Annotated in this window: 16 protein-coding genes; 8 read left to right on the top strand and 8 right to left on the bottom strand. The window is 72.8% G+C overall.

Translation table 11 applies throughout. From position 1 onward, the window contains the following. Positions 1 to 2: 2 nt before the first annotated feature. Together ACIRHA_RS02130 and ACIRHA_RS02135 are read right to left on the bottom strand one after the other, a co-directional pair. The gene (locus ACIRHA_RS02130; RefSeq protein ID WP_403838860.1) at positions 3 to 485 is read right to left on the bottom strand and encodes an SRPBCC family protein; all 483 of its coding nucleotides are present in this window, start codon (positions 483 to 485) and stop codon (positions 3 to 5) included. Between the two features lie 125 nt (positions 486 to 610). Beyond that, entirely contained in the window at positions 611 to 1,456 is an 846-nt protein-coding gene (locus ACIRHA_RS02135; protein ID WP_403838862.1) for a DeoR/GlpR family DNA-binding transcription regulator, read from the bottom strand. A gap of 236 nt (positions 1,457 to 1,692) precedes the next feature. Between ACIRHA_RS02135 and ACIRHA_RS02140 the strand changes: the two genes are divergently transcribed. Beyond that, positions 1,693 to 4,077, top strand: coding sequence for a hypothetical protein (locus tag ACIRHA_RS02140; protein WP_403838864.1), 2,385 nt, complete (start codon positions 1,693 to 1,695; stop codon positions 4,075 to 4,077). On the opposite strand, the gene ACIRHA_RS02145 is transcribed toward ACIRHA_RS02140, so the two are convergent. From ACIRHA_RS02145 to ACIRHA_RS02160, 4 genes are all read right to left on the bottom strand, one after another. After that, positions 4,074 to 6,479 (bottom strand): right-handed parallel beta-helix repeat-containing protein, encoded by a 2,406-nt coding sequence (locus ACIRHA_RS02145; RefSeq protein ID WP_403838866.1) that lies wholly within the window; start codon positions 6,477 to 6,479, stop codon positions 4,074 to 4,076. The genes ACIRHA_RS02140 and ACIRHA_RS02145 overlap by 4 nt on opposite strands. A 160-nt stretch (positions 6,480 to 6,639) precedes the next feature. Next, positions 6,640 to 7,245, bottom strand: coding sequence for a hypothetical protein (locus ACIRHA_RS02150; RefSeq protein ID WP_403838868.1), 606 nt, complete (start codon positions 7,243 to 7,245; stop codon positions 6,640 to 6,642). Between the two features lie 184 nt (positions 7,246 to 7,429). Beyond that, the gene (locus ACIRHA_RS02155; RefSeq protein WP_403838870.1) at positions 7,430 to 8,254 is read right to left on the bottom strand and encodes an MOSC domain-containing protein; all 825 of its coding nucleotides are present in this window, start codon (positions 8,252 to 8,254) and stop codon (positions 7,430 to 7,432) included. Between the two features lie 77 nt (positions 8,255 to 8,331). Continuing rightward, positions 8,332 to 8,772 carry a DUF6643 family protein gene (locus ACIRHA_RS02160; protein ID WP_403838872.1) on the bottom strand — a complete coding sequence of 147 codons (441 nt, stop codon included), beginning with the start codon at positions 8,770 to 8,772 and terminating at the stop codon, positions 8,332 to 8,334. 266 nt (positions 8,773 to 9,038) lie between these two features. On the opposite strand from ACIRHA_RS02160, the gene ACIRHA_RS02165 reads away from it, so the two are divergent. After that, the gene (locus ACIRHA_RS02165) at positions 9,039 to 10,235 is read left to right on the top strand and encodes a TerD family protein (RefSeq protein WP_403838874.1); all 1,197 of its coding nucleotides are present in this window, start codon (positions 9,039 to 9,041) and stop codon (positions 10,233 to 10,235) included. Between the two features lie 18 nt (positions 10,236 to 10,253). Here the strand turns inward: ACIRHA_RS02165 and ACIRHA_RS02170 are convergent, their stop codons facing one another. Further along, positions 10,254 to 11,417: a glycosyltransferase gene (locus ACIRHA_RS02170; RefSeq protein WP_403838876.1), complete on the bottom strand. Its 1,164-nt coding sequence runs from the start codon at positions 11,415 to 11,417 to the stop codon at positions 10,254 to 10,256. Between the two features lie 59 nt (positions 11,418 to 11,476). Here ACIRHA_RS02170 and ACIRHA_RS02175 point away from each other — a divergent pair, with 59 nt between their 5' ends. Beyond that, entirely contained in the window at positions 11,477 to 12,301 is an 825-nt protein-coding gene (locus ACIRHA_RS02175; RefSeq protein ID WP_403838878.1) for a glutamate racemase, read from the top strand. Between the two features lie 101 nt (positions 12,302 to 12,402). After that, the gene (locus ACIRHA_RS02180; protein WP_403838880.1) at positions 12,403 to 12,966 is read left to right on the top strand and encodes a hypothetical protein; all 564 of its coding nucleotides are present in this window, start codon (positions 12,403 to 12,405) and stop codon (positions 12,964 to 12,966) included. A 62-nt stretch (positions 12,967 to 13,028) separates the two neighbouring features. On the opposite strand, the gene ACIRHA_RS02185 is transcribed toward ACIRHA_RS02180, so the two are convergent. Then, positions 13,029 to 14,114 carry an O-antigen ligase family protein gene (locus ACIRHA_RS02185; protein ID WP_403838882.1) on the bottom strand — a complete coding sequence of 362 codons (1,086 nt, stop codon included), beginning with the start codon at positions 14,112 to 14,114 and terminating at the stop codon, positions 13,029 to 13,031. A 194-nt stretch (positions 14,115 to 14,308) separates the two neighbouring features. Between ACIRHA_RS02185 and lnt the strand changes: the two genes are divergently transcribed. The 4 genes from lnt to ACIRHA_RS02205 all read left to right on the top strand — a co-directional run bounded on the left by lnt (position 14,309) and on the right by ACIRHA_RS02205 (position 19,372). Continuing rightward, positions 14,309 to 15,937 carry an apolipoprotein N-acyltransferase gene (lnt, locus tag ACIRHA_RS02190; RefSeq protein ID WP_403838884.1) on the top strand — a complete coding sequence of 543 codons (1,629 nt, stop codon included), beginning with the start codon at positions 14,309 to 14,311 and terminating at the stop codon, positions 15,935 to 15,937. A gap of 51 nt (positions 15,938 to 15,988) precedes the next feature. After that, the gene (locus ACIRHA_RS02195; RefSeq protein WP_403838886.1) at positions 15,989 to 16,468 is read left to right on the top strand and encodes an NUDIX hydrolase; all 480 of its coding nucleotides are present in this window, start codon (positions 15,989 to 15,991) and stop codon (positions 16,466 to 16,468) included. Positions 16,469 to 16,523: 55 nt separating this feature from the next. Continuing rightward, positions 16,524 to 17,312: a 3-hydroxybutyrate dehydrogenase gene (locus ACIRHA_RS02200; protein WP_403838888.1), complete on the top strand. Its 789-nt coding sequence runs from the start codon at positions 16,524 to 16,526 to the stop codon at positions 17,310 to 17,312. 137 nt (positions 17,313 to 17,449) lie between these two features. Further along, positions 17,450 to 19,372, top strand: coding sequence for a helix-turn-helix domain-containing protein (locus ACIRHA_RS02205; protein ID WP_403838890.1), 1,923 nt, complete (start codon positions 17,450 to 17,452; stop codon positions 19,370 to 19,372). The last annotated feature ends 18 nt before the right edge of the window (positions 19,373 to 19,390 follow it).

The raw sequence follows: 19,390 nt of genomic DNA on the forward strand, positions 1-19,390 counted from the left end.
CATCACGCCGCCGCCGAAGCCACCCTCCGGTCAAGCGCCCCCACCGCATCCCGAAACGCCTTCCCCAACCCGCCCCGCCCAAGCTTCATCCCCACCCGCACCGCGGCCCCCGCATCCACCGCAAACGTCCACCGCACCCGAGACCCCCCACCGGGAACCCCTTCGACCCGCCACTCCTCCACCATCGCCCGAAGCCCCGGCACATTCGTCTCGTCAACGCGATACGCGTAGACCTCACCGGGCTCCGCGGCGACGATCGTCTCCAGAAACCGCGTCCCACCCTTGAGCCGGACCTCCCGCCGCGCCCCACCGTCCAACGGCCGCGCCAGCGTCACCGCGGAGAACCACTGGGGCCACCCGACGACATCCTCGGCGAGCGCCCGGTACACGGCGTCCGGGGAGGCCGACACCTCACGGGCGAACACGAGCCGCAGCGGCGCACTGTCGACGAAGTCGAGGTCGACGGGGAGAAGACGGCGTGCCATGAAGGTTCAGCCCCCAACGGTTGAATCGGCGGACCCGGCGCTCGACCCAACGGGCGCCGCCCGTGGCCGAGTTGACGCGCTCCAGGTGTACGTGACCGGTCCCGGCCACCATAACTGGCGCACCGTCAGATGTCTGTACCGTCCTCCGCCTCGGCCTCTGCTTCCGGCTCGCCTGCCACCACGAGCCGCATGTGCTCGGCGACCTCCGCCCGTGCCTCGACCGGCAACCCGCCGTCCGTCACCAACGTGTCCACCTGGTCGAGCGAGGCGAACGAACTCAGCCCCACCGTCCCCCACTTGGTGTGGTCCGCCACCACGACGACCCGCCGCGCTGACTGCACGAGCCGCCGATTCGTCTCCGCCTCCGCCAGGTTCGGCGTGGACAGGCCGGCCTCCGGGCTTATCCCGTGCACCCCGAGGAACAGCACGTCGAAGTGGAGCGACTCGATCGCCTGGTCGGCGACAGGACCCACCAGCGAGTCCGACGGCGTGCGCACACCGCCGGTCAGCACCACCGTCGCCGCCCCCTGCCGGGACGCCGCACCGCGCTGCGAGGCGTGGAAGACATCGGCCACCCGCACCGAGTTGGTCACCACCGTGAGGTCCGGTACGTCGAGCAGCTGCTGGGCCAGCGCGAACGTCGTCGTACCACCGGAGAGCGCGATCGCCGTACCCGGCGCGGCCAGCGGAGCCGCGGCGCGCGCGATGTCCTCCTTGGCGGTCAGCTCCAGGCCCGACTTGGCCTCGAAACCGGGCTCATGGGTGCTGGCCTCGACGACCGGGACCGCTCCGCCGTGCACCTTCTCGACGACGCCCTGCCGGGCCAGCGCGTCCAGATCACGCCTGACCGTCATGTCGGAGACGCCGAGTTTCCTGGTCAGTTCGTTGACCCGGACGCCGCCGCGCCGACGGACCTCGTCGATGATCAGGGCGCGGCGCTGCTCGGCGAGGAGGTTCTGATTCTCGCTCACGTCCGTCGGATCCCTTCGGCTCGTCCCGCCTGCCACCACCGCCGTACCGGCCAGCGCTTTCTCGTCATCCTCGCACGCGCCACCGACACCGGGACCACCGCCCGCGGCGCCGACCTGGGCCGCGACGGGGCGACATGGGGTGAATGGGGCGGGGTACGTCGGGGAGATTCCGTGACGAGGGGTGCCCGAGGGGGTGCCGGGCCGGGATCCTGGTCGTGTTCAGAAACGGGGGACACATGAGCACGACGCACGAGCACGAACCACGGAACGGCACCGCGGCGGAGCCGCCGCTGCCGCCACCCGCGACACCGTCCACGGACGAGACCGCCCTGGAACTCCTCGTCCACGGAGTCGGCGGAACCACTCCTCAAGAGATGCTCGACGACCCGCAGCCCGTGCGGGTGTCGGGCGACGAGACGGCGGCCGTCTTCCGCCGCGGCGAGGACGCCGACGCGGAGGCGCGTCCCGACGACTACCGGGGCAAGCCCGTCCCCGAGGCGTACGTGTGGTGCAACCTCACCTCGGGCAACGGATCACGCGCGCTGTGGCTGCTGCTGCTCCCCTTCATGGTGGTGAACCTGTCCCACTGGATGCGCCCCAACGCCCGCCGCAGGTCCCGCACCGTACGCCTCTACGGCCTGCTCGTCCGCCTCCTGTCGCTCACGCTTACGGTGCTGCTGGTCGGCGCCGCGTGCGAGGTGGCCCTGGACCTGACGGCCTGGCAGTGCGCGGGCACGCCCGCCTGCGCCGACCAGCGCGCGTGGCTGGGATTCCTCTCTGTCGATGCGCAGGGAGGCGGCGGCTGGTGGAGCCAGCCCGGCCGCCGGCTCGCCCTCGCCTCGCTGGTCCCGAGCGCCCTCGCGGTCCTGCTCTGGTACCTCTCGCACCGCACCTGGAGCGCGTACGAGGCGCAGCGCCCGCTGCCGCACATGCCCGAGCCCACCGACGGCGAGATCGACAACGCGCTCGGCAGGCCCGGCTTCTGGTACGGGCGGCGCCTGGTGTCCCGCCTGCGCTCGGCGCACACCGCGGCCGCGCTGCTCACGGTGGCGGCGGCCGTCGGCACGTCCGCGGCCCGCTTCGACCGGGCGTCCGGGGGACCGGCCCTGCTCGACGCACTGGGCTGGGCGATCGTGGGCGCGCTGGTCCTCGGCACCCTCGCCGTCATCGGCGTCGTCGTGCACCGCGGCCGCAGCGAGAGCCGGGTCGACGACACCCTGGACCGCACGCTGGTGCGCGCCCTGCCCTACGCGGCGCTGGCCCTGCTCGTCGTGACCATGGTGTACGCGGCCTGGTCGCGCCCCGGTTGGCAGTCCTCCGGCCGGCTGCCCGGCGACACGAGCTTCGGTGGCATCGTCCTCGTCCAGGGCGCGTTGGTGGTCGCGCTGGCCTTCGTCGCGCACGCGATCTACCGCACGGCCCGTGACTCGCGCACCGCGCTGCGCGGCCTCGGCGGCCCCGCCACCGCGATGCTCGCGTGCGCTCTCGGGGGCGTCATGTCCGGTGGCGTGGCGCAGCGCGTGGCCGACTGGCTGGACGGCACCAGCGGCCTCATCAAGGGCCCGCCGGTACTGCTCACCTGGCAGGCCTCCGTCATTCCGCCGCTGCTGCTCGTGCTCGCCGTCCTGTGCGGAGCGCTCGCCCTGCGTACGGCCCGTATCAAGAAGCGCGAGACGGCCCAGGTGGCGGCCGACTACCACCTCGACGAGAAGCCGGGCGCCACCGCCGAGCCCCCGGACGCGGCCCGGACCGCACGCATCGCGGGTACACGCGCGCGTGCCGCCCTCACCGACAAGGCGCCGGTGATGATCGGCGTCGTCGCCTCGGTGGCGCTGCTGCTCGGAGTCCTCGCCGTGGTCGGCGCCTGGACCACCGGGAAGGTGCCGGGCAGTGCGGCCCAGGGCTCGTACGCAGTGGTGCAAGGGGCGGCGGACTCCGCGCAGGCGCTCGGCTCCTGGCTGATCGGCCTGGGCTTCATACTGTTCGTTACCTGGGGACGCCGCGCCTACAAGGACGCGTCCGCACGCCGCACCATCGGCATCCTGTGGGACGTGGGCACCTTCTGGCCGCGCGCCGCGCACCCTTTCGCGCCCCCGTGCTACGCCGAGCGCGCAGTCCCCGACCTGACGTGGCGCATGGCCACGTGGACGCAGGCCACCGGGGGCCGCCTCATCCTGTCCGGGCACTCACAGGGCAGCGTCCTCGCGGCGGCGGCCGCCTGGCAACTGCACCCCTCCGTAAGGAAGCGCGTCGGACTGCTCACCTACGGCTCGCCGCTCGAGCGGCTGTACGGGCGCTGGTTCCCGGCCCAGTTCGGACCCGAGGCGCTGGCCTCGCTGCACCGCCAGGTCGACTGCTGGCGCAATCTGCACCGCAAGACCGACCCCATCGGCGGGCCGATCAACCTGCCGGGCGAGTGCGGACCGCAGGTCGACCACAAGGCGCTCCTCGACCCGCTCGCGTACGGGCGCACCGCCGAACACCCGCTCCCCGCACCGATCCTGGGCCACGGCGACTACCAGGCCGACCCGGTCTTCGCCGAGGAGCGCGCCCGGCTGCTCGCCCGACTCAAGCCGGGCGTACCGCAGCAGCGACCGGAGGGAGACCAGGGGCAGGCCTAGGGCAGCTCCGGCAGGTCCTCCGGGTAGAGCAGCGTGAGGGCGTCGGTGTCCAGGGCGTCGAGCTGGGCGACCCGGCCCGCGTGCCGCTCCACCATCGACTCGAACGTCTGGCGCGCGGTGCGGCCGTTGCCGAACGCGGGTCCCTTCGGGAGCGCCGTGAAGTACTTGAGCAGTGCTTCCGGCGTCCCGTCGGCGAGCCGGTACTCGTGCTCGTCGGCCTGCTGCTCCACGATGCGCAGCAATTCCTCGGGCTGGTAGTCGCAGAACGTGATGGTCCGTGAGAAGCGGGAGGCCACACCGGGGTTGGTGGACAGGAAGCGCTCCATCTCCGCGGTGTAGCCGGCGACGATCACGACGACCTCGTCGCGGTGGTCCTCCATCAGCTTCACGAGCGTGTCGATCGCCTCGCGGCCGAAGTCCCGCCCGGAGTCCTCGGGGGACAGGGCGTACGCCTCGTCGATGAACAGGACGCCGCCGTGGGCCCGCTGGAAGGCCTCCTGGGTGCGGATCGCCGTGGAGCCGATGTGCTCGCCGACCAGATCCACACGGGACACCTCTACGAGGTGTCCCTGGCCGAGCACGCCGAGCGAGGCGAGGATCTCGCCGTACAGGCGCGCCACCGTCGTCTTGCCGGTGCCGGGGGAGCCGGTGAACACCAGGTGCCGCCGCACGGAGGCCGCCTTGAGGCCCGCCTCCTGGCGCTTGCGGCCCACCTCGATCATGTCGGTGAGCGCGCGCACCTCACGCTTGACGCTCTCCAGGCCCACCAGTGCGTCGAGTTCCCCGAGGACGCGCTTGGACGTGCGGGACTCCTGCGCGGGCTCCTGGGACGCCGCCACGGGCCGCTGATCGGGCACGGCGCTGAGCAGGCCGACGGTCTGCGTGGCGGTCTGCACGGCCGGCTGCGGTGCCGCCGCGGCGCCGGGGCGCACGCCGCCGCTCTCGTCGCTCGTGCAGTCCTCGATCAGCGGCCCGTCCTCGGAGAACTCGTAGCCGCCGCGCGAACACCGCTCCGTACGGCACTTCTTGAGGCTCGTACGGCAGCCGTCGATGACGTGGAAGCCGAAGCCGCCGCTGTCCGCGACCCGGCAGCCGTGGAAGCTGCCCCGGCCGCCCGCGGACACGTAGAAGCCGGCCTCGGCGGGCGAGGTGACCGTGCAGCGCTCGATGGTGGGGTCCGCGCCCTTCGTGACGATCACGCCGGTCTGCGTGGTGTCCACCGTGCAGTTGGCGAGCGTGCCGCCGCTGCCGTGGTCGCGGAACCAGGCGCCCGTCGCGGCCTCGCGGATGCGGCAGTCGTCGAGCTGGGCAGTCGCCCCGTCGCTCACCGACACGGCCGTGTTGCGCACTTGGGAGAGATCGCTGTCGACGACGTCCACGCGCGAGCCGCGGTCGAGCACGAACAGCGCGTCCGGCACGTCGTGCACCCGGCAGGAGTCGAGCACGGCGGTCGCGCCGTCGCTGACCCAGACGGCCGGATAGTCGCCTGTACTGTCGTGGATCTCGGTCTGATTGGCGTCCACGCGCGTGCCGGGGTCCCACACCGAAAGGCCGTTGCGCCCGAACCGGCGCACGGTGGAACGCGTCAGCGTGAGAACGGACCGGGAGCGCAGGTCGATCGCGTTCTCCGGGACGTCGTGGACGCGGCAGTCGGCGAGGGTGAGCACCGCGTCCGTGTCGAGCGTTATGCCGTCCCCCGTCGTGCGGTGCACATCGCAGTCGGTCAGGTGCGCGGCGGCCCGCCCGGTGATCTGCACACCGGAACCCTTGACCTCGTACACCTCGCAGCCCACGGCCTCCAGGCCGGAGTGCTCGCCGGTCGCGGACAGGCCCGCACCGGACGTGTGGTGCACCCGGCAGCGCTCGAGCCGGGGATGTGCGCCGCCGCGCACCGCGACGCCCGCCTGTCCGGCGGCGACGACCTCGCACTCCTCGAACACGCCGCCCCCGCCGTCCAGGACGGCGATGCCGAGGCCGCCGGGATTGTCGACGGTGCACTGCCGCACCGTGGGCCGGGCGCCGCCGCGGACCTCGACGCCGGCCGCGGACCGGGTCACCACGCGGACGCCGACGATCTCCGGAGCGCCCTCCTCGACGAGCAGCGCGGGCGCCGCCGCGTCCTGCCCTTCGACCTGCATGTCCCGCACGGTCGCGGAGGCCCGTACGGTCAGGGGGACGCCGTCCGCCGGCGCGATCCGCACGGAGCCGGGGGAGCCCTCGGGGCCGCGCAGCGTCACGGCCCGCCGCAGCACCAGGTTCTCCCGGTACGTACCGGGGGCCACGGTCAGTACGTCGCCGTCGGTCGCCGCCTCCAGGGCGGCGGCCAGCGACGCGTACTCACCCGTGCGGCGCCGCCACCGCGAAGTGCTGGTGTGCGTCACCTGGACCGAGCCCTGTGCCATGGCGCTGATCTGCCCCCACCTCGTCGTACGCAGGAAGTGTGCGCGCCTCGCGCGGCGCTGTTCCTGGCTGCTTCCTGCGCTCTGCCTGCCTAAAGGTGGCTCCACCGTAGCGTGCGCGGAGCACGGCAGTTGACCAGAGCGGCGAGCCTGTGGGTGGCGGTCAGCTGCCCGTGCCGGTCCTGCCCCAGTCGGGTCCCGCGATGTCCCAGGCGCTGTCCCAACGCGCGTACCGGCGGCGCATCATGCGCCACAGGACGAGGCGCCGGGTGCCTTCCACCAGGCCGGTGACGGCGACGGCCGCGCCGAATCCGGCGAGCGCCGCGTGCGTGGCTGCGGTGGGCCGGTCGAGGGGGCGGCCGACGGCGCGGCCCTGGTCGTCGGTCCACACGGTGAACTTGTCGCCGCGGTGCGGGGTGCTGAGGGCGGCGACGACGCGGTCCTGGCGGGCGGAACCGTCCGGGGCCTTCCAGGTCGCCACCACGCGCGTGTGCGCGTCACGCGCCGTGGAGGTCTCCGGGTCGGGGTCCAGCGGCGGCTGTGCCACCTTGTGCACCACGGTCGCCGTCACCTCGTGGCGCATGCTGCGCTGCTCCTCCACGGAGCGGTACAGAGCGTCACGCGAGACGGACCCCGCGACGACGCCGGCCACCGGTGCGGCGACGACGATGAGGAACAGTGCGATCAGGGCGACCCAGGCCTCTGCCAGGTCGGTCCCACGGCACACCGGATTGTGGCGCCAACGCCAGAGCCCGATCAACGCTCGCACGGTCTGCACCCCCTTCCGGGTCTGTCTTAACCCCGAACGGCAGCGCCCGCATGCCGGAGGGGAGAAGAGAGAGCGACGTCACCCGATCCAGGTCCCGGCTCGCCCCTGACCACCGGCGCTTCCGACACTGCCATTGTCTCTCAACGAGCATGTCGCGGCGCCGGGTTCCCCGACCGGATGACGGTTATTCGAGGATGCTCAAGGGATCTCCGATACGCATGGTGCCGGTCGATTCGGGTACCAGGTTCGTGCCGAAGCACAGCTGGTCACCGAAGCGGCGGTGCCGCGCCAGGGTGCGCAGCGGCTCCTTGCCACGCTCCGCGGTCTGCTGGTTCGTCGTCGTGACCACGCAGCGGCCGCTCTTCTTGGTGATGCGGAAGGCGACGTCGCCGATCGCGATGCGCGACCAGTCGTCCTCCGCCCACGGGGGTGTCCCGGAGACGACGACATTCGGCCGGAACCGGTTCATCGGAAGCGGGCCCTCGTCGGCGTGGTCACCTTGAGCGATCAGCGAGTTGAGGGCGTCGAGGGACGAGAGCGTCGTGAGGAGCAGCGGGTAGCCGTCGGCGAAGCTCACCGTCTCGCCCGGACGCGCGTACGCGGGGTCGATGGGGCGCCTGGTCGCCGGGTCGTCCAGATGCATCAGGCGTATCTCGGTGTCCAGGTACGCGCTCCACCACGCGTGCGCCGCGCGGTCGGCGGGGACCGCCTCGACCTTGTCCGACCAGACCTCGATCGTGGTCGTCTCCCGCGGCTCGGGCACCTCGACGCTCAGCGGGTCCATCGCCGGGGCCGACAGGCGAACGCCGCCGCCGGGCAGCTGCTCGGCGGCGGCCAAGGCCAGGCGTGGATGCGGCCGTTGGGTGACGATCTTGCCGTCCGCGCCCACCAGCACCCAGCGCCGGTCCCCGGCCAGGCCCCACGGCTCGACGACGGCCTCACGCGGAGCGTGCCCCCGAACCGCCTTGAGCGGGTGGACATGGATCGAACTGAGTGCTGGCTGCGACATGCCGGTAATTCTGCCAGCAGCCACGGACATCGCCCGTGGCTGCTGGGGGTGGGCCGGGGCGCTCCGGCCGTGTCGGGTCAGTAACCGCGGTACTGCTGGCGGTTGTACGGATCCTCGTACGGCGCGGGGGCGGGACGCGGCGTGGCCGGGCGCATCGCCTCGTAGCCGGTCGCCTGGCCGGGCGCGGGACGCTGCGGCTGCTGGGCCTGCGGGCCCGGATAGCCGCGCTGGGCGTGCGCCTGCTGCGGGATGTACGCGGCCGGGGCCGCCTGCGTCGGGGCAGCCTGCGGATGCGGATAGCCGTACTGCGGCGCGGGCGCGGAGTGCGCCGACGGCAGGGCGGGCAGCGCGGCGGGCAGCGCCGGCAGGTGGCTGTTGCTGTCGTACGCGGAGGGAACCCGGATCGGGGCGATCTGCGGAGTACCCCGTTCCGCGACGAGTGAGTCGTAGATCGGAGTGTCCGGGAAGGACGGCGCGGAGTAGTAACCGCCGCCATATGTGGAGCGGGGGGAGGTCATGACACATAAGTTAAGCCCACGATGTGGTCGTTGGGGTAGACCGATAAGAGGGTTCTTTTGCGTGTCGTGTGTGACCGCGCGTCCTCAATGCGAGCGAACTTGGGGAAAACGGTCGTCGCCCGGGGGAGTTTTCCTGTAGAGGCCAAGATTTCGGGGGGTTACCGGCGGTTGGCCAGTGATCTTCGAACGAGCCTCTGGGGGTCGGAAGGCCGCAGGGAATATGTTGGCCGGTAAGCCGAGGGCGGGCGTTTGGGGCGGACATGACAATGGCTAAAGGGGCGAATGTCGGGGTGCGGGCTTCGGCCGTACGCGTCGAATTGGTCCGGCGTTCAGGACCCGGCGTGCCCGACGTCGACGCCTCGGCGCTCCTGCTCGCCGCCGGAAAGGTCCGCTCCGACGCGGACTTCATGTTCTACAACCAGCCGGCGCACGCCTCCGGGGCGGTCCGGCACGAGGGCAGGTCCACCGGCGGGGGCGTTGTCACGGACACCCTCTTCGTCGACCTCGCGCGCGTGGAGCCCGCCATCGAGCGAGTGGTCCTCGCGGCGTCCGCGGACGGCGGGGCGTTCGGACAGGTGCCGGGCCTGTACGTCCGCGTCGTCGACGCGGCGGACGGAACCGAACTCGCCCGCTACGAAAGCGCGGACGCGACGGTGGAGACGGCCTTCGTCCTCGGCGAACTGTACCGCCGTCAGGGAGCCTGGAAGTTCCGGGCCGTGGGCCAGGGCTACGACAGCGGCCTGGCAGGCCTCGCGACGGACTACGGCATCACGGTGGACGAGCCGCCGAAGGCGGCGCCGCCCGCCGCCGCGCCTTCGGCGCCGCCCACCCGCGCGGAGCCCGTACGGCTGACCAAAGTGACGCTCACGAAGGCCGCTCCCACGGTTTCCCTGGCGAAGCAGGGCGGCACGTCCGGCGCCCTGCGCGTGAACCTCAACTGGGAGACGCGCAAGCAGTTCGGCGGCCGGGGGAGCAAGCGCGCCAGGGACCTCGATCTCGACCTGTGCGCGTTGTACGAACTGAGCGACGGGCGCAAGGGAGTGGTGCAGGCGCTCGGGACCGCCTTCGGCGCGGTGGGCCGGGCCCCGTACATCCACCTCGACGGCGACGACCGCAGCGGAGGCCTCACCGCCGGCGAGAACCTCACCATCAACCTCGACCACACCGACGCGTTCCGCCGCATCCTCGTCTTCGTGACCATCTACGAAGGCGCGCGCAGTTTCGCCGACCTCCATGCGACGGTCACGCTGCAACCGGCACACGGAGCGCCGATCGACTTCTCCCTGGACGAGTGCACGGTGCCCTCTACGGTGTGCGCACTGGCCCTGCTGACGAACGACGGCGGCGACCTGACGGTGCGGCGCGAGGCCCGCTATCTCGTCCCGGAACGGGGCGTCAGCCCGCAGCGCACCGTGGACCGCGCCTACGGGTGGGGCATGAACTGGACGCGGGGCCGCAAGTAGCGTGCCGTGGCGAGGCGTTCACCCTCGATCGGGCGCGGCGTACGTGCGCCCCTTCCAGGCCGCGCCCCGCCCCCTGTAGTGCTGCACGGCGGAATCCACCGTCATCAGGAGGTACAGCAGCGCGGTGAACGGCAGCAGCGGCGCCAGCCACAGCGTCTGCCGGTAGTAGCGCAGCATGGGGATGTACGTTCCCGCCATCACCGCCCAGGCGAGCGCGCCGAGCACCGCGGTCGGCGCGCTGCCCGCGACCAGGCCTGCGATCAGCGCCGCGGGCGGCACCAGGTAGACCAGGGCGAGCCCCAGCACCGTGGCGAGCAGCACCAGCGGGTTGTGCCGCAGCTGTGTGTAGGCGCTGCGGGACACCATGCGCCACAGGTCCGCGAGCCGCGGATACGGCCGCACGCTGTCGACGCGTTCGGCCAGGCCGAGCCAGATGCGCCCGCCCGAGTGCTTCACGGCCCGCGCGAGCGACACGTCGTCGATGACCGCCTGCCGGATCGCGTCCGGGATCCGCGCCCGCTCGGCCGCTTCGGTGCGCAGCAGGACGCAGCCGCCCGCCGCCGCGGCCGTGCGCCCGCCCTGCCGCGCGATCCAACGGAACGGGTACAGCTGCGCGAAGAAGTACACGAACGCGGGCACCACGAGGCGCTCCCACACGCTCTCCACCCGCAGCCGTGCCATCTGCGACACCAGGTCGAAGCCGCCCGTGCGCGCCGCCGCCACCAACTCCCGCAGGCTGTCCGGCTCATGTGCGATGTCGGCGTCGGTGAGCAGCAGGAACTCGGGGCCACGCGCGCGTGCCAGGCCGATGCCGTGCCGCACCGCCCACAGCTTCCCGGTCCAGCCCGCGGGCGGCTCGCCCGGTGAGTCGACCGTCAGGGGAAGCCCGCCGAACCGGTCCGCGAGGGTGCGCGCCACCTCGCCCGTGCCGTCCGAGCTGCCGTCGTCCACCAGGAAGATCTCCGCCCGCCCCGGATAGTCCTGGGCGAGCAGCGACGGCAGGCTGTCGGGCAGCACCTGCGCCTCGTCGCGGGCCGGCACCACGACGCACACATCCGGCCAGCTCTCAGGTGCGGTGCGCGGTGGCAGGCGCAGGTCCGTACGCCAGAAGAAACCCTGGCACAGCAGCAGCCACAGCCACGCGGCGAGCGAAGCCGCGGTGATCCACACAACGACGTCCATCCGCCGCAGTCTGCCCCACCGGCACGGGCATTGTCGGACCCATCGTCTATGGTTTCCGGGTGAAGATCGCGCTGATGGACTCCGGAATCGGACTGCTCGCGGCCGCCGCCGCGGTACGGCGCCTGCGCCCGGACGCCGACCTCGTGCTCTCCTCCGCCCCGGAGACCATGCCCTGGGGCCCGCGCACCCCCGAGGATGTGACCGAGCGGGCGCTCGCCGTCGCCGAGGCCGCCGCCGCACAGGGCCCGGACGCGCTGATCATCGCCTGCAACACCGCCTCCGTGCACGCGCTGCCCGCGGTGCGCGCCCGGCTCGAGCCCGGCATCCCGGTCATCGGCACCGTCCCCGCGATCAAGCCTGCCGCCGCGGGCGGCGGCCCGGTCGCCATCTGGGCCACCCCGGCGACCACCGGAAGCCCCTACCAGCAGGCGCTGATCCGGGACTTCGGGGGCGGCGCCCAGGTCACCGAGGTGCCCTGCCCCGGCCTCGCCGACGCGGTGCAGTGGGCCGACGAGGAGGGCATCGACCGGGCCATCGAGGCCGCTGCCGCCCTCACACCCCGTGATGTAAGGGCCGTCGTCCTGGGCTGCACCCATTACGAACTGGTCGCGGAGCGTATCCGCGCTGCGGTGCAGCAGCCCGACGCGCACCCTTCCCCAAGCTCTCAACAGAGTTCGAGCAGGGGAGACCCCATTGTCCTGCACAGCAGTGCGGGCGCCGTCGCCGCACAGGCGCTGCGCCGGATCGGCGAGAGCACGCAGGCCGGGTCCGACGCGCGCGGCCGGCTCACCGTGCTGCTGGGCGGCCGGGAGGACACGCTGCCCAAGGAGGCACTCGCCTACGTGGAAGGCCGCGACCTCCAGGCACTGAGCCACGCGGGCTGAGCAACCGCACCGGCCTCGGGCCTGACCCAAACGACAGGCCCTGGCCCACAGGGCTGCGCAAGCCGGTGCCGGACCCGCGGAACATGAGTAGGCTCGATTCCATGAGGGAACACGCCCCCGACGAGCACGCAGGGCGACGATCTTCCGCCCCCGCGACCGACATCTGGACCGGCCGCGCACACAACCGTGTGCAGTGGTTCCTGGCCTGCGGCGGGCTCGCCTGCCTGGCCCTGGGCATCGAGCTGGCCGTGGACAACTCCTGGGCCACCGGCATACTCGCCCTGGCCATGTCCGTGGTCGGCCTGATCGCCGTGGGCCTGCTCATCCTGTTCGGCACCCTCGCCTTCCTGCACGTCGCGGTGAAGGTCGACAAGGACCATCTCGAAGTGCGCTGCGGCCACGTGGGCCTGCCGCGCCGTCGCATCCCGCTCGCCCATGTGGTGGAGGCGGACGTCGCGCCCCGCGTCACGCCCCGGCAGTGGGGCGGCTGGGGCTACCGCTGGCGCCCGGAGATCGGCACGGCGATCGTGGTGCGGCGCGGCGAGGGCGTGGTACTCCGCCTCGGCGACGGCCGCAGGTTCACGGTGACCGTGGACGACGCGGAGAGCGCGGTGCGGCACATCCGCGACCGCCTGAAGCCGACCGCCGCGGGCCCGGCCGTCTGAGCCGAGGTTCCGGCCGTCTGAGCCGAGGTTCCGGCCGACGGAGCCGGACCCGGCCGACCCACTCAGTCGAGGCCGCCCCGGAATTCCTCCGGGGCGGCCTCGTCGTCGTGTGGCAGCCCGTCCGTGAACGGTTCCGCCGTGGCGATCCCGGCGAGCAGGCCCACGCCCGCCGTCACGGTCGTGAAGCTGAGCGCGTTGCCCACCGTCGCCATCGCCGCCACCGCGGTCAGGGCGGCGCCCGCCGCCAGCACCACCTGCGTCGAGCGCGCGGAACGCCACAGGACGTACAGCAGCCAGCAGTAGGCCGTCGCGAGCAGCAGCACGCCGATGAGCCCCTGCTCGGCCGCCATCTGGAGGACGGCGGAGTGCGGCTTGCCGTCGGAGAGCGGGGACTGCGCGAGCGTCGGGCTGAGGTCCTCGAAGCGCCCGGGTCCCGTGCCCAGGGCGGGATGCCCCTCGGCGAGGTGCACGGCGTCGTGCCACAGCATGATCCGCCGGTGCGAGAGCCACGTCTCCAGGGAGGCCGTCGGCCCCGCCGGCAGGACACCCTTGGCGAGCGCCACACCGAGACCGGCCACCACCGCCGTCGTGAGGCCGAGGCCTGTCAGGCCGAGCGCCCGACTGCGCAGGCGGGCCGCCGCGAGCGAGCACAGGACGACGCCCGCGCACACCGTCACCCCGGCCGGCGAGTCGACGACGGCGGCCACCGCCACGCTGCCCGCCGCCAGAAGGTGCAGCACGATCCGCAGCGCCGACTTCCGCGCCGACCAGGCCGCGCAGCACAGTGCCCCCGCCGACAGGGCGAGCAGCGCCGCCGTCGCGCCGACCCGTCCCAGCGGCGTCACGACATCGGGCGCGGGGGCCGCGTACGGGGCGGTGAGCGCGAGGCACAGGCCGCCGAGCCCGACCGCACAGGACGCGGCGACCGGCACGAGCGCCCCGCCGATGCGCCCGCACGCGTACCCCGCGATCACGGCGAGCACCGCGAGAAGGATCCCTTCCGGTCTGCCCGCGCGCGCGGTCGCGCTGATCAGCGACCACGCCGCACAGCACCCGAGAACCGCGACCCCCACGGCGTCCGGGGCGCCGCGGCGCTCTCGCAGCGTGCCGTCCGTCGCCGCACCCGTCGTCCACCCCGTCGCATCCACCCGTCGCCCCCCGACGTAGCCGGACCCCGCACGCGCGGCCGGACGCGGCCGCGCTGTCGGGAACCGGGCCACACGCTAACTGCTGGCGGGCCGCGGCGGACCGGTGTTGCACAGGAACGATTCGCCGCACGGGCCGACGCGGGGCGCGCCGACCGGCATGTCGGCGTGACAGTGCCGCGCCGTACACTCCCCGGGTGACCGCCACCGCACCTCCCGTAGCCCCGTCGGACGAGCCCGCAGAGCAGTCGAGGGTCCGCTCCCACCTGCGGCGGTTCGTGCCCCTCGCGCTCGCGGTGATCGCCGGACTGCTCCTGTACGTGAGCTTTCCGCCGCGCGAGCTGCCGTGGCTCGCGCCGATCTCCTTCGCGCTGTTCGGCGTGGCCGTGTACGGGCGGCGGCTGAGGGCGGGCTTCGGACTCGGCCTCGCGTTCGGGCTCGCCTACTTGGTGCCGCTGCTCTCCTGGACCGGCGTCGACGTCGGGCCGCTGCCGTGGCTGGCGCTCGCCGCCGCGGAGGCACTGCTGGTCTCGCTCGCCGGCATGGGCATCGCCTACGTGTCGCGGCTTCCCCTGTGGCCGCTGTGGGCCAGTGGCGTCTGGATCGCGTCCGAGGCGCTGCGCGCGCGTGCCCCGTTCGATGGGTTCCCGTGGGGGAAGGTCGCGTTCGGGCAGCCCAGTGGGGTGTTCCTGCCGCTCGCCTCGCTGGGCGGCACGCCCCTGCTCGGCTTCGCTGTGGTCCTGTGCGGCTTCGGGCTCGGCTCCCTCGCCCTGCGGGTCGGGAAGGTGCGCCGGGCGTCGTCCGAAGGCGCGTCGCCCCTCAAGGGACTGTCCTTCCTGAAGGACAAGGGCATCGCTGTCGCGGCCGCGTTCACCGTCGCTCCGGTCGTCGCCGGAGCGCTCGCCATGCCGCTGGTGGCGACTTCCGCCGAGGCCGGTACCGCGCGCGTGGCGCTCATCCAGGGCAACGTGCCGCGGATGGGCCTCGACTTCAATTCCCAGCGCCGGGCCGTGCTCGACTACCACGTGCGCGAGACCATGAAGCTCGCCGCGAAGATCAAGTCGGGGCAGGTGGAGCGCCCCGACCTGGTGCTGTGGCCGGAGAACTCCTCGGACATCGACCCGTACATCAACCAGGACGCCTACGACGAGATCACCAAGGCCGCGCAGGCCGTCGGGGCGCCCATCTCGGTGGGCGCCGTGGTGACCGCGCAGGACGGCACGCCCCGCAACCGGCTCATCCAGTGGGACCCCAAGACGGGCCCCGGAGCCGTCTACGACAAGCGGCACCTGCAGCCGTTCGGCGAGTACATGCCGTACCGCAGCTTCTTCCGGATCTTCAGCAAGGACGTCGACCGGGCGGGCAACTTCGTGCCCGGCAAGAAGCCCGTCGTCTTCGACATGGCGGGCACCAAGGTCGGCAACGTCACCTGCTACGAGGCCGCGTTCGACGACACGGTGCGCGACCAGGTCCGTGAGGGCGCGCAGATCCTCTCCGTGCCGAGCAACAACGCGACGTTCGAACGCAGCCAGATGACCTACCAGCAGCTGGCCATGGACCGGGTGCGGGCCGTCGAGCACGGACGGGCCGTGATGGTCCCGGTCACCAGCGGGGTCAGCGCCGTGATCCGGGCCGATGGCTCGATCGCGCAGCAGACCGGCATGTTCGAGCCCGCCACCCTGCTCGCCGACGTCCCCAAGCGCACCTCGCAGACGCTCGCCACGCGCGCGGGTGCGTGGCCCGAGGCGCTGCTCGTCGCGATCGGTGTGGGAGGACTCGGCTGGGCCGTCGTGCGGGCCCGCGCGAGGCGTCGCTCGGACGTCTGAGGGGGCTTGTGGCCTGCCGGTTCGTTGGGGCGTACAGGTAGGCTCGCCGGCATGGCGACTCCTGAATTCATCCGTACGATCCGGGCCACCGCGGGCCACCAGCTGCTGCTTCTGCCGGGGGTCAGTGCCATCGTCTTCGACGACGAGGGCCGGGTGCTGCTCGGGCGGCGCGCCGACTCCGGCAAGTGGTCGATCATCGGCGGGATCCCCGAGCCGGGCGAGCAGCCCGCGGACGTCGCGGCGCGCGAGGTCTTCGAGGAGACCGGCGTCGAATGCGTCGTCGAGCGGGTCGTGCTGGTGCAGGCCCTGCAGCCGATCACGTACCCCAACGGCGACCAGTGCCAGTTCATGGACACGGCCTTCCGCTGCCGGGCCACCGGCGGCAAGGCGCGCGTCAACGACGACGAGTCGCTCGACGTCGCCTGGTTCGCCCTGGACGCGCTGCCGCCGCTGGAGGAGTTCTCGCTGTTCCGGATCAAGCAGGCCCAGTCGGAGGGACCCACATGGTTCGAGACCATGACCGAGCGCTGAAGTATGGGTGCTGCCCACATCGGGCGACGCTGATCGGCTGCCTAGGGTGCCAGTCATGACACCGCACACCCCGCTGACCGCACCCGCCGCCCCCGGACTGGATCTCGGCGGGCGCACCGCACTCGTCACCGGCGCCGCCAGTGGCATCGGCCGGGCCTGCGCCCTGCGTCTCGCCGCGGCGGGCGCCAAGGTGAGAGCCGTGGACCGGGACGCGGCGGGGCTCGAGACACTCGCTGGGGAGGCCGACGGCGTCGAGCCGTACGTCCTGGACCTCTCCGACCTCGACGCCGCGGAGGAGGCCGCCGCCGGCACCGACGTCCTCGTGAACAACGCCGGGATCCAACTGGTGCGGCCCATCGAGGAGTTCCCGCCCGAGGTCTTCCACACCGTGCTTACCGTGATGCTGGAGGCCCCGTTCCGGCTGCTGCGCGGCGCGCTGCCGCACATGTACGGGCAGGGCTGGGGCCGCATCGTGAACGTGTCGTCGGTGCACGGCCTGCGGGCCTCCGCCTACAAGTCCGCGTACGTCGCCGCGAAGCACGGGCTGGAGGGACTGTCGAAGACGGCCGCGCTGGAAGGCGCGGCGCACGGCGTCACCTCGAACTGCGTGAACCCCGGCTATGTGCGCACGCCGCTTGTCGAGCGGCAGGTCGCCGACCAGGCCGCCGCGCACGGCATCCCCGAGGAGCGGGTGATCGGCGAGGTGATGCTGCAGGACAGCGCGATCAAGCGACTCATCGAACCCTCCGAGGTCGCCGAGGCCGTCGCGTATCTGTGCACGCCGCAGGCCTCGTTCATGACCGGCACGTCCCTCGTCCTCGACGGCGGCTGGTCCGCGCACTGAACTCCGGTTCATTTGTCCGGTGTTGATGGGTTTCACGAGTAATGTTGCCCCTCGAACGGGTGACCGCGATTTCGTGAAGACTCGAGTTGTCCACAGGGCTGGCAGGCCCGACGCCTCGACAGGTAATGCTTGTCCGCATGTCGCGCCACCCATCGCACTCGGCCGCCGCCTCCGGCCCGGTGACCACCGAGGACCCGCAGGCCCCGTTCCTGGCGCTGCTCGCCAGGGGCGCCTCCGCCGATGCCTACGAACAGCCCGTGCTGCTCGCCCGGGCCGAGGGCGCGACGCGCGAGCGGATAGCGGCGCTCGAGGCGGCCAAGGCGCTCGCGCTGCGGGTGCGCGCGGAGATGGAGGGCAGGCGGCGCCGCGAGGCGGAGCTGTCCGCACTGTTCGAGACCGCGCACGATCTGGCGGGCCTGCGCGACCTGGACGCGGTACTGCAGGCCATCGTCCAGCGGGCCCGCTCGCTGCTCGGCACCGACGTCGCCTATCTGACGCTGAACGACCCGGTCAGGGGCGACACATACATGCGCGTCACCGAGGGCTCGGTGGCGGCGCGCTTCCAGCAGCTGCGCCTCGGCATGGGGGAGGGGCTCGGGGGCCTCGTCGCGCAGACCGCGCGGCCTTACGTCACCGATGACTACGGGCACGACGTGCGCTTCCAGCACACCCACAGCATCGACGCGGGTGTGGGGGACGAGGGGCTCGTCGCCATCCTGGGCGTGCCGCTCATGCTGGGGGCGCAGGTGATCGGGGTGCTGTTCGCCTCGGACCGGCGCGCGCGGGTCTTCGAGCGTGAGGAGATCGCGCTCCTCGGATCGTTCGGGGCGCTCGCCGCCGCGGCCATCGACACCGCCAACCTGCTCACCGAGACCCGCCAGGCACTGAACGAGCTGGAACGCGCCAACGAGATCATCCGCGACCGCAGCGGCGTCATCGAGCGCGCGTCCGACGTGCACGACCGGCTCGCCGAACTGGTGCTGCGCGGCGGCGGAGTGCACGACGTGGCCGCGGGCGTCTCCCAAGTCCTCGACGGCACCGTGGAGTTCACCGAGGCGGAGGCGGCCCCCGGCCGCGCTCTCGAAGCGTCCCGCGCCGACGGGCACGCGGTGCGGCACCGCGACGACTGGGTCGCGGCCGTCGCCGCAGGCGGTGAGCTGCTCGGCGCCCTCGTGTTGCGCGGCCACCCGGGCCTCGACCCGGTCGACCAGCGCACCCTGGAGCGTGCCGCCATGGTCACCTCGCTGCTGCTGCTCGCCCGGCGCTCCGCGGCCGAGGCCGAACAGCGGGTGCGCGGCGAGCTGTTGGACGACCTCCTGGACGGACGGGACCGGGATCCGCGGCTGCTGCGCGAGAGAGCGGAGCGGCTGCACGCCGACCTCGCCGCGACCCATGTGGTGCTCGCCGCCCGCTTGGAGAGCACCGGTGACGCCGAACAGGAGGCGGCCGCGCGCCGCCGCCTGTGGTCCGCGGGCAACCACCTCGCGGCGACCCGGCACGGCCTCGCCGCCGCACGGGACGGCGGAACCGTCCTGTTGCTCCCGGCGCACACCACCGCCGCGTCGGAGCTGGCGTCCCAGGTCGCGGCCCGGCTCTCCGAAGCGATCCACGAGAGCGTCACCGTGGGCGCCTCGGCGCCGGTCGCCGAGCTGGTCGAGACGGCGGCCGCCGCGTACGCCGAGGCGCAGCGCTGCCTCGACGCGTTGCGGCTGCTCGGCAGAACGGGGCAGGGCGCGGCGGCCGAGGACTTCGGCTTCCTCGGACTGCTGCTCGCCGACAGCCGGGACATCGGCGGCTTCGTCGCCCGCACGCTCGGCGAGGTCGTCACCTACGACGAGCGCAAAGGAACCGATCTGCTGCGCACCCTCGACGCCTACTTCGCTTCCGGCATGAGCCCGGCCCGCACCAAGGACGCGCTGCACGTGCACGTGAACACGGTCGCGCAACGCCTGGAGCGGGTGGGCCGACTCCTCGGCGAGGACTGGCAGACGCCGGAGCGCGCGCTGGAGATCCAACTCGCTTTGCGCCTGCACCGGTTGGCTGCCCAGGACATGGCCTGACTCCGTCTGCGGCAGCTC

This window comes from Streptomyces sp. NPDC102360 (genome assembly GCF_044766085.1).
Classification (GTDB): domain Bacteria; phylum Actinomycetota; class Actinomycetes; order Streptomycetales; family Streptomycetaceae; genus Streptomyces.

Excerpts from the sequence above, each read along its gene's own strand:
- ACIRHA_RS02130 (WP_403838860.1), bottom strand. The coding sequence starts at position 485 with ATGGCACGCCGTCTTCTCCCCGTCGACCTCGACTTCGTCGACAGTGCG.
- ACIRHA_RS02140 (WP_403838864.1), top strand. The coding sequence starts at position 1,693 with ATGAGCACGACGCACGAGCACGAACCACGGAACGGCACCGCGGCGGAG.
- ACIRHA_RS02145 (WP_403838866.1), bottom strand. The coding sequence starts at position 6,479 with ATGGCACAGGGCTCGGTCCAGGTGACGCACACCAGCACTTCGCGGTGG.
- ACIRHA_RS02155 (WP_403838870.1), bottom strand. The coding sequence starts at position 8,254 with ATGTCGCAGCCAGCACTCAGTTCGATCCATGTCCACCCGCTCAAGGCG.
- ACIRHA_RS02160 (WP_403838872.1), bottom strand. The coding sequence starts at position 8,772 with ATGACCTCCCCCCGCTCCACATATGGCGGCGGTTACTACTCCGCGCCG.
- ACIRHA_RS02165 (WP_403838874.1), top strand. The coding sequence starts at position 9,039 with ATGGCTAAAGGGGCGAATGTCGGGGTGCGGGCTTCGGCCGTACGCGTC.
- ACIRHA_RS02170 (WP_403838876.1), bottom strand. The coding sequence starts at position 11,417 with ATGGACGTCGTTGTGTGGATCACCGCGGCTTCGCTCGCCGCGTGGCTG.
- ACIRHA_RS02180 (WP_403838880.1), top strand. The coding sequence starts at position 12,403 with ATGAGGGAACACGCCCCCGACGAGCACGCAGGGCGACGATCTTCCGCC.
- ACIRHA_RS02195 (WP_403838886.1), top strand. The coding sequence starts at position 15,989 with ATGGCGACTCCTGAATTCATCCGTACGATCCGGGCCACCGCGGGCCAC.
- ACIRHA_RS02200 (WP_403838888.1), top strand. The coding sequence starts at position 16,524 with ATGACACCGCACACCCCGCTGACCGCACCCGCCGCCCCCGGACTGGAT.
- ACIRHA_RS02205 (WP_403838890.1), top strand. The coding sequence starts at position 17,450 with ATGTCGCGCCACCCATCGCACTCGGCCGCCGCCTCCGGCCCGGTGACC.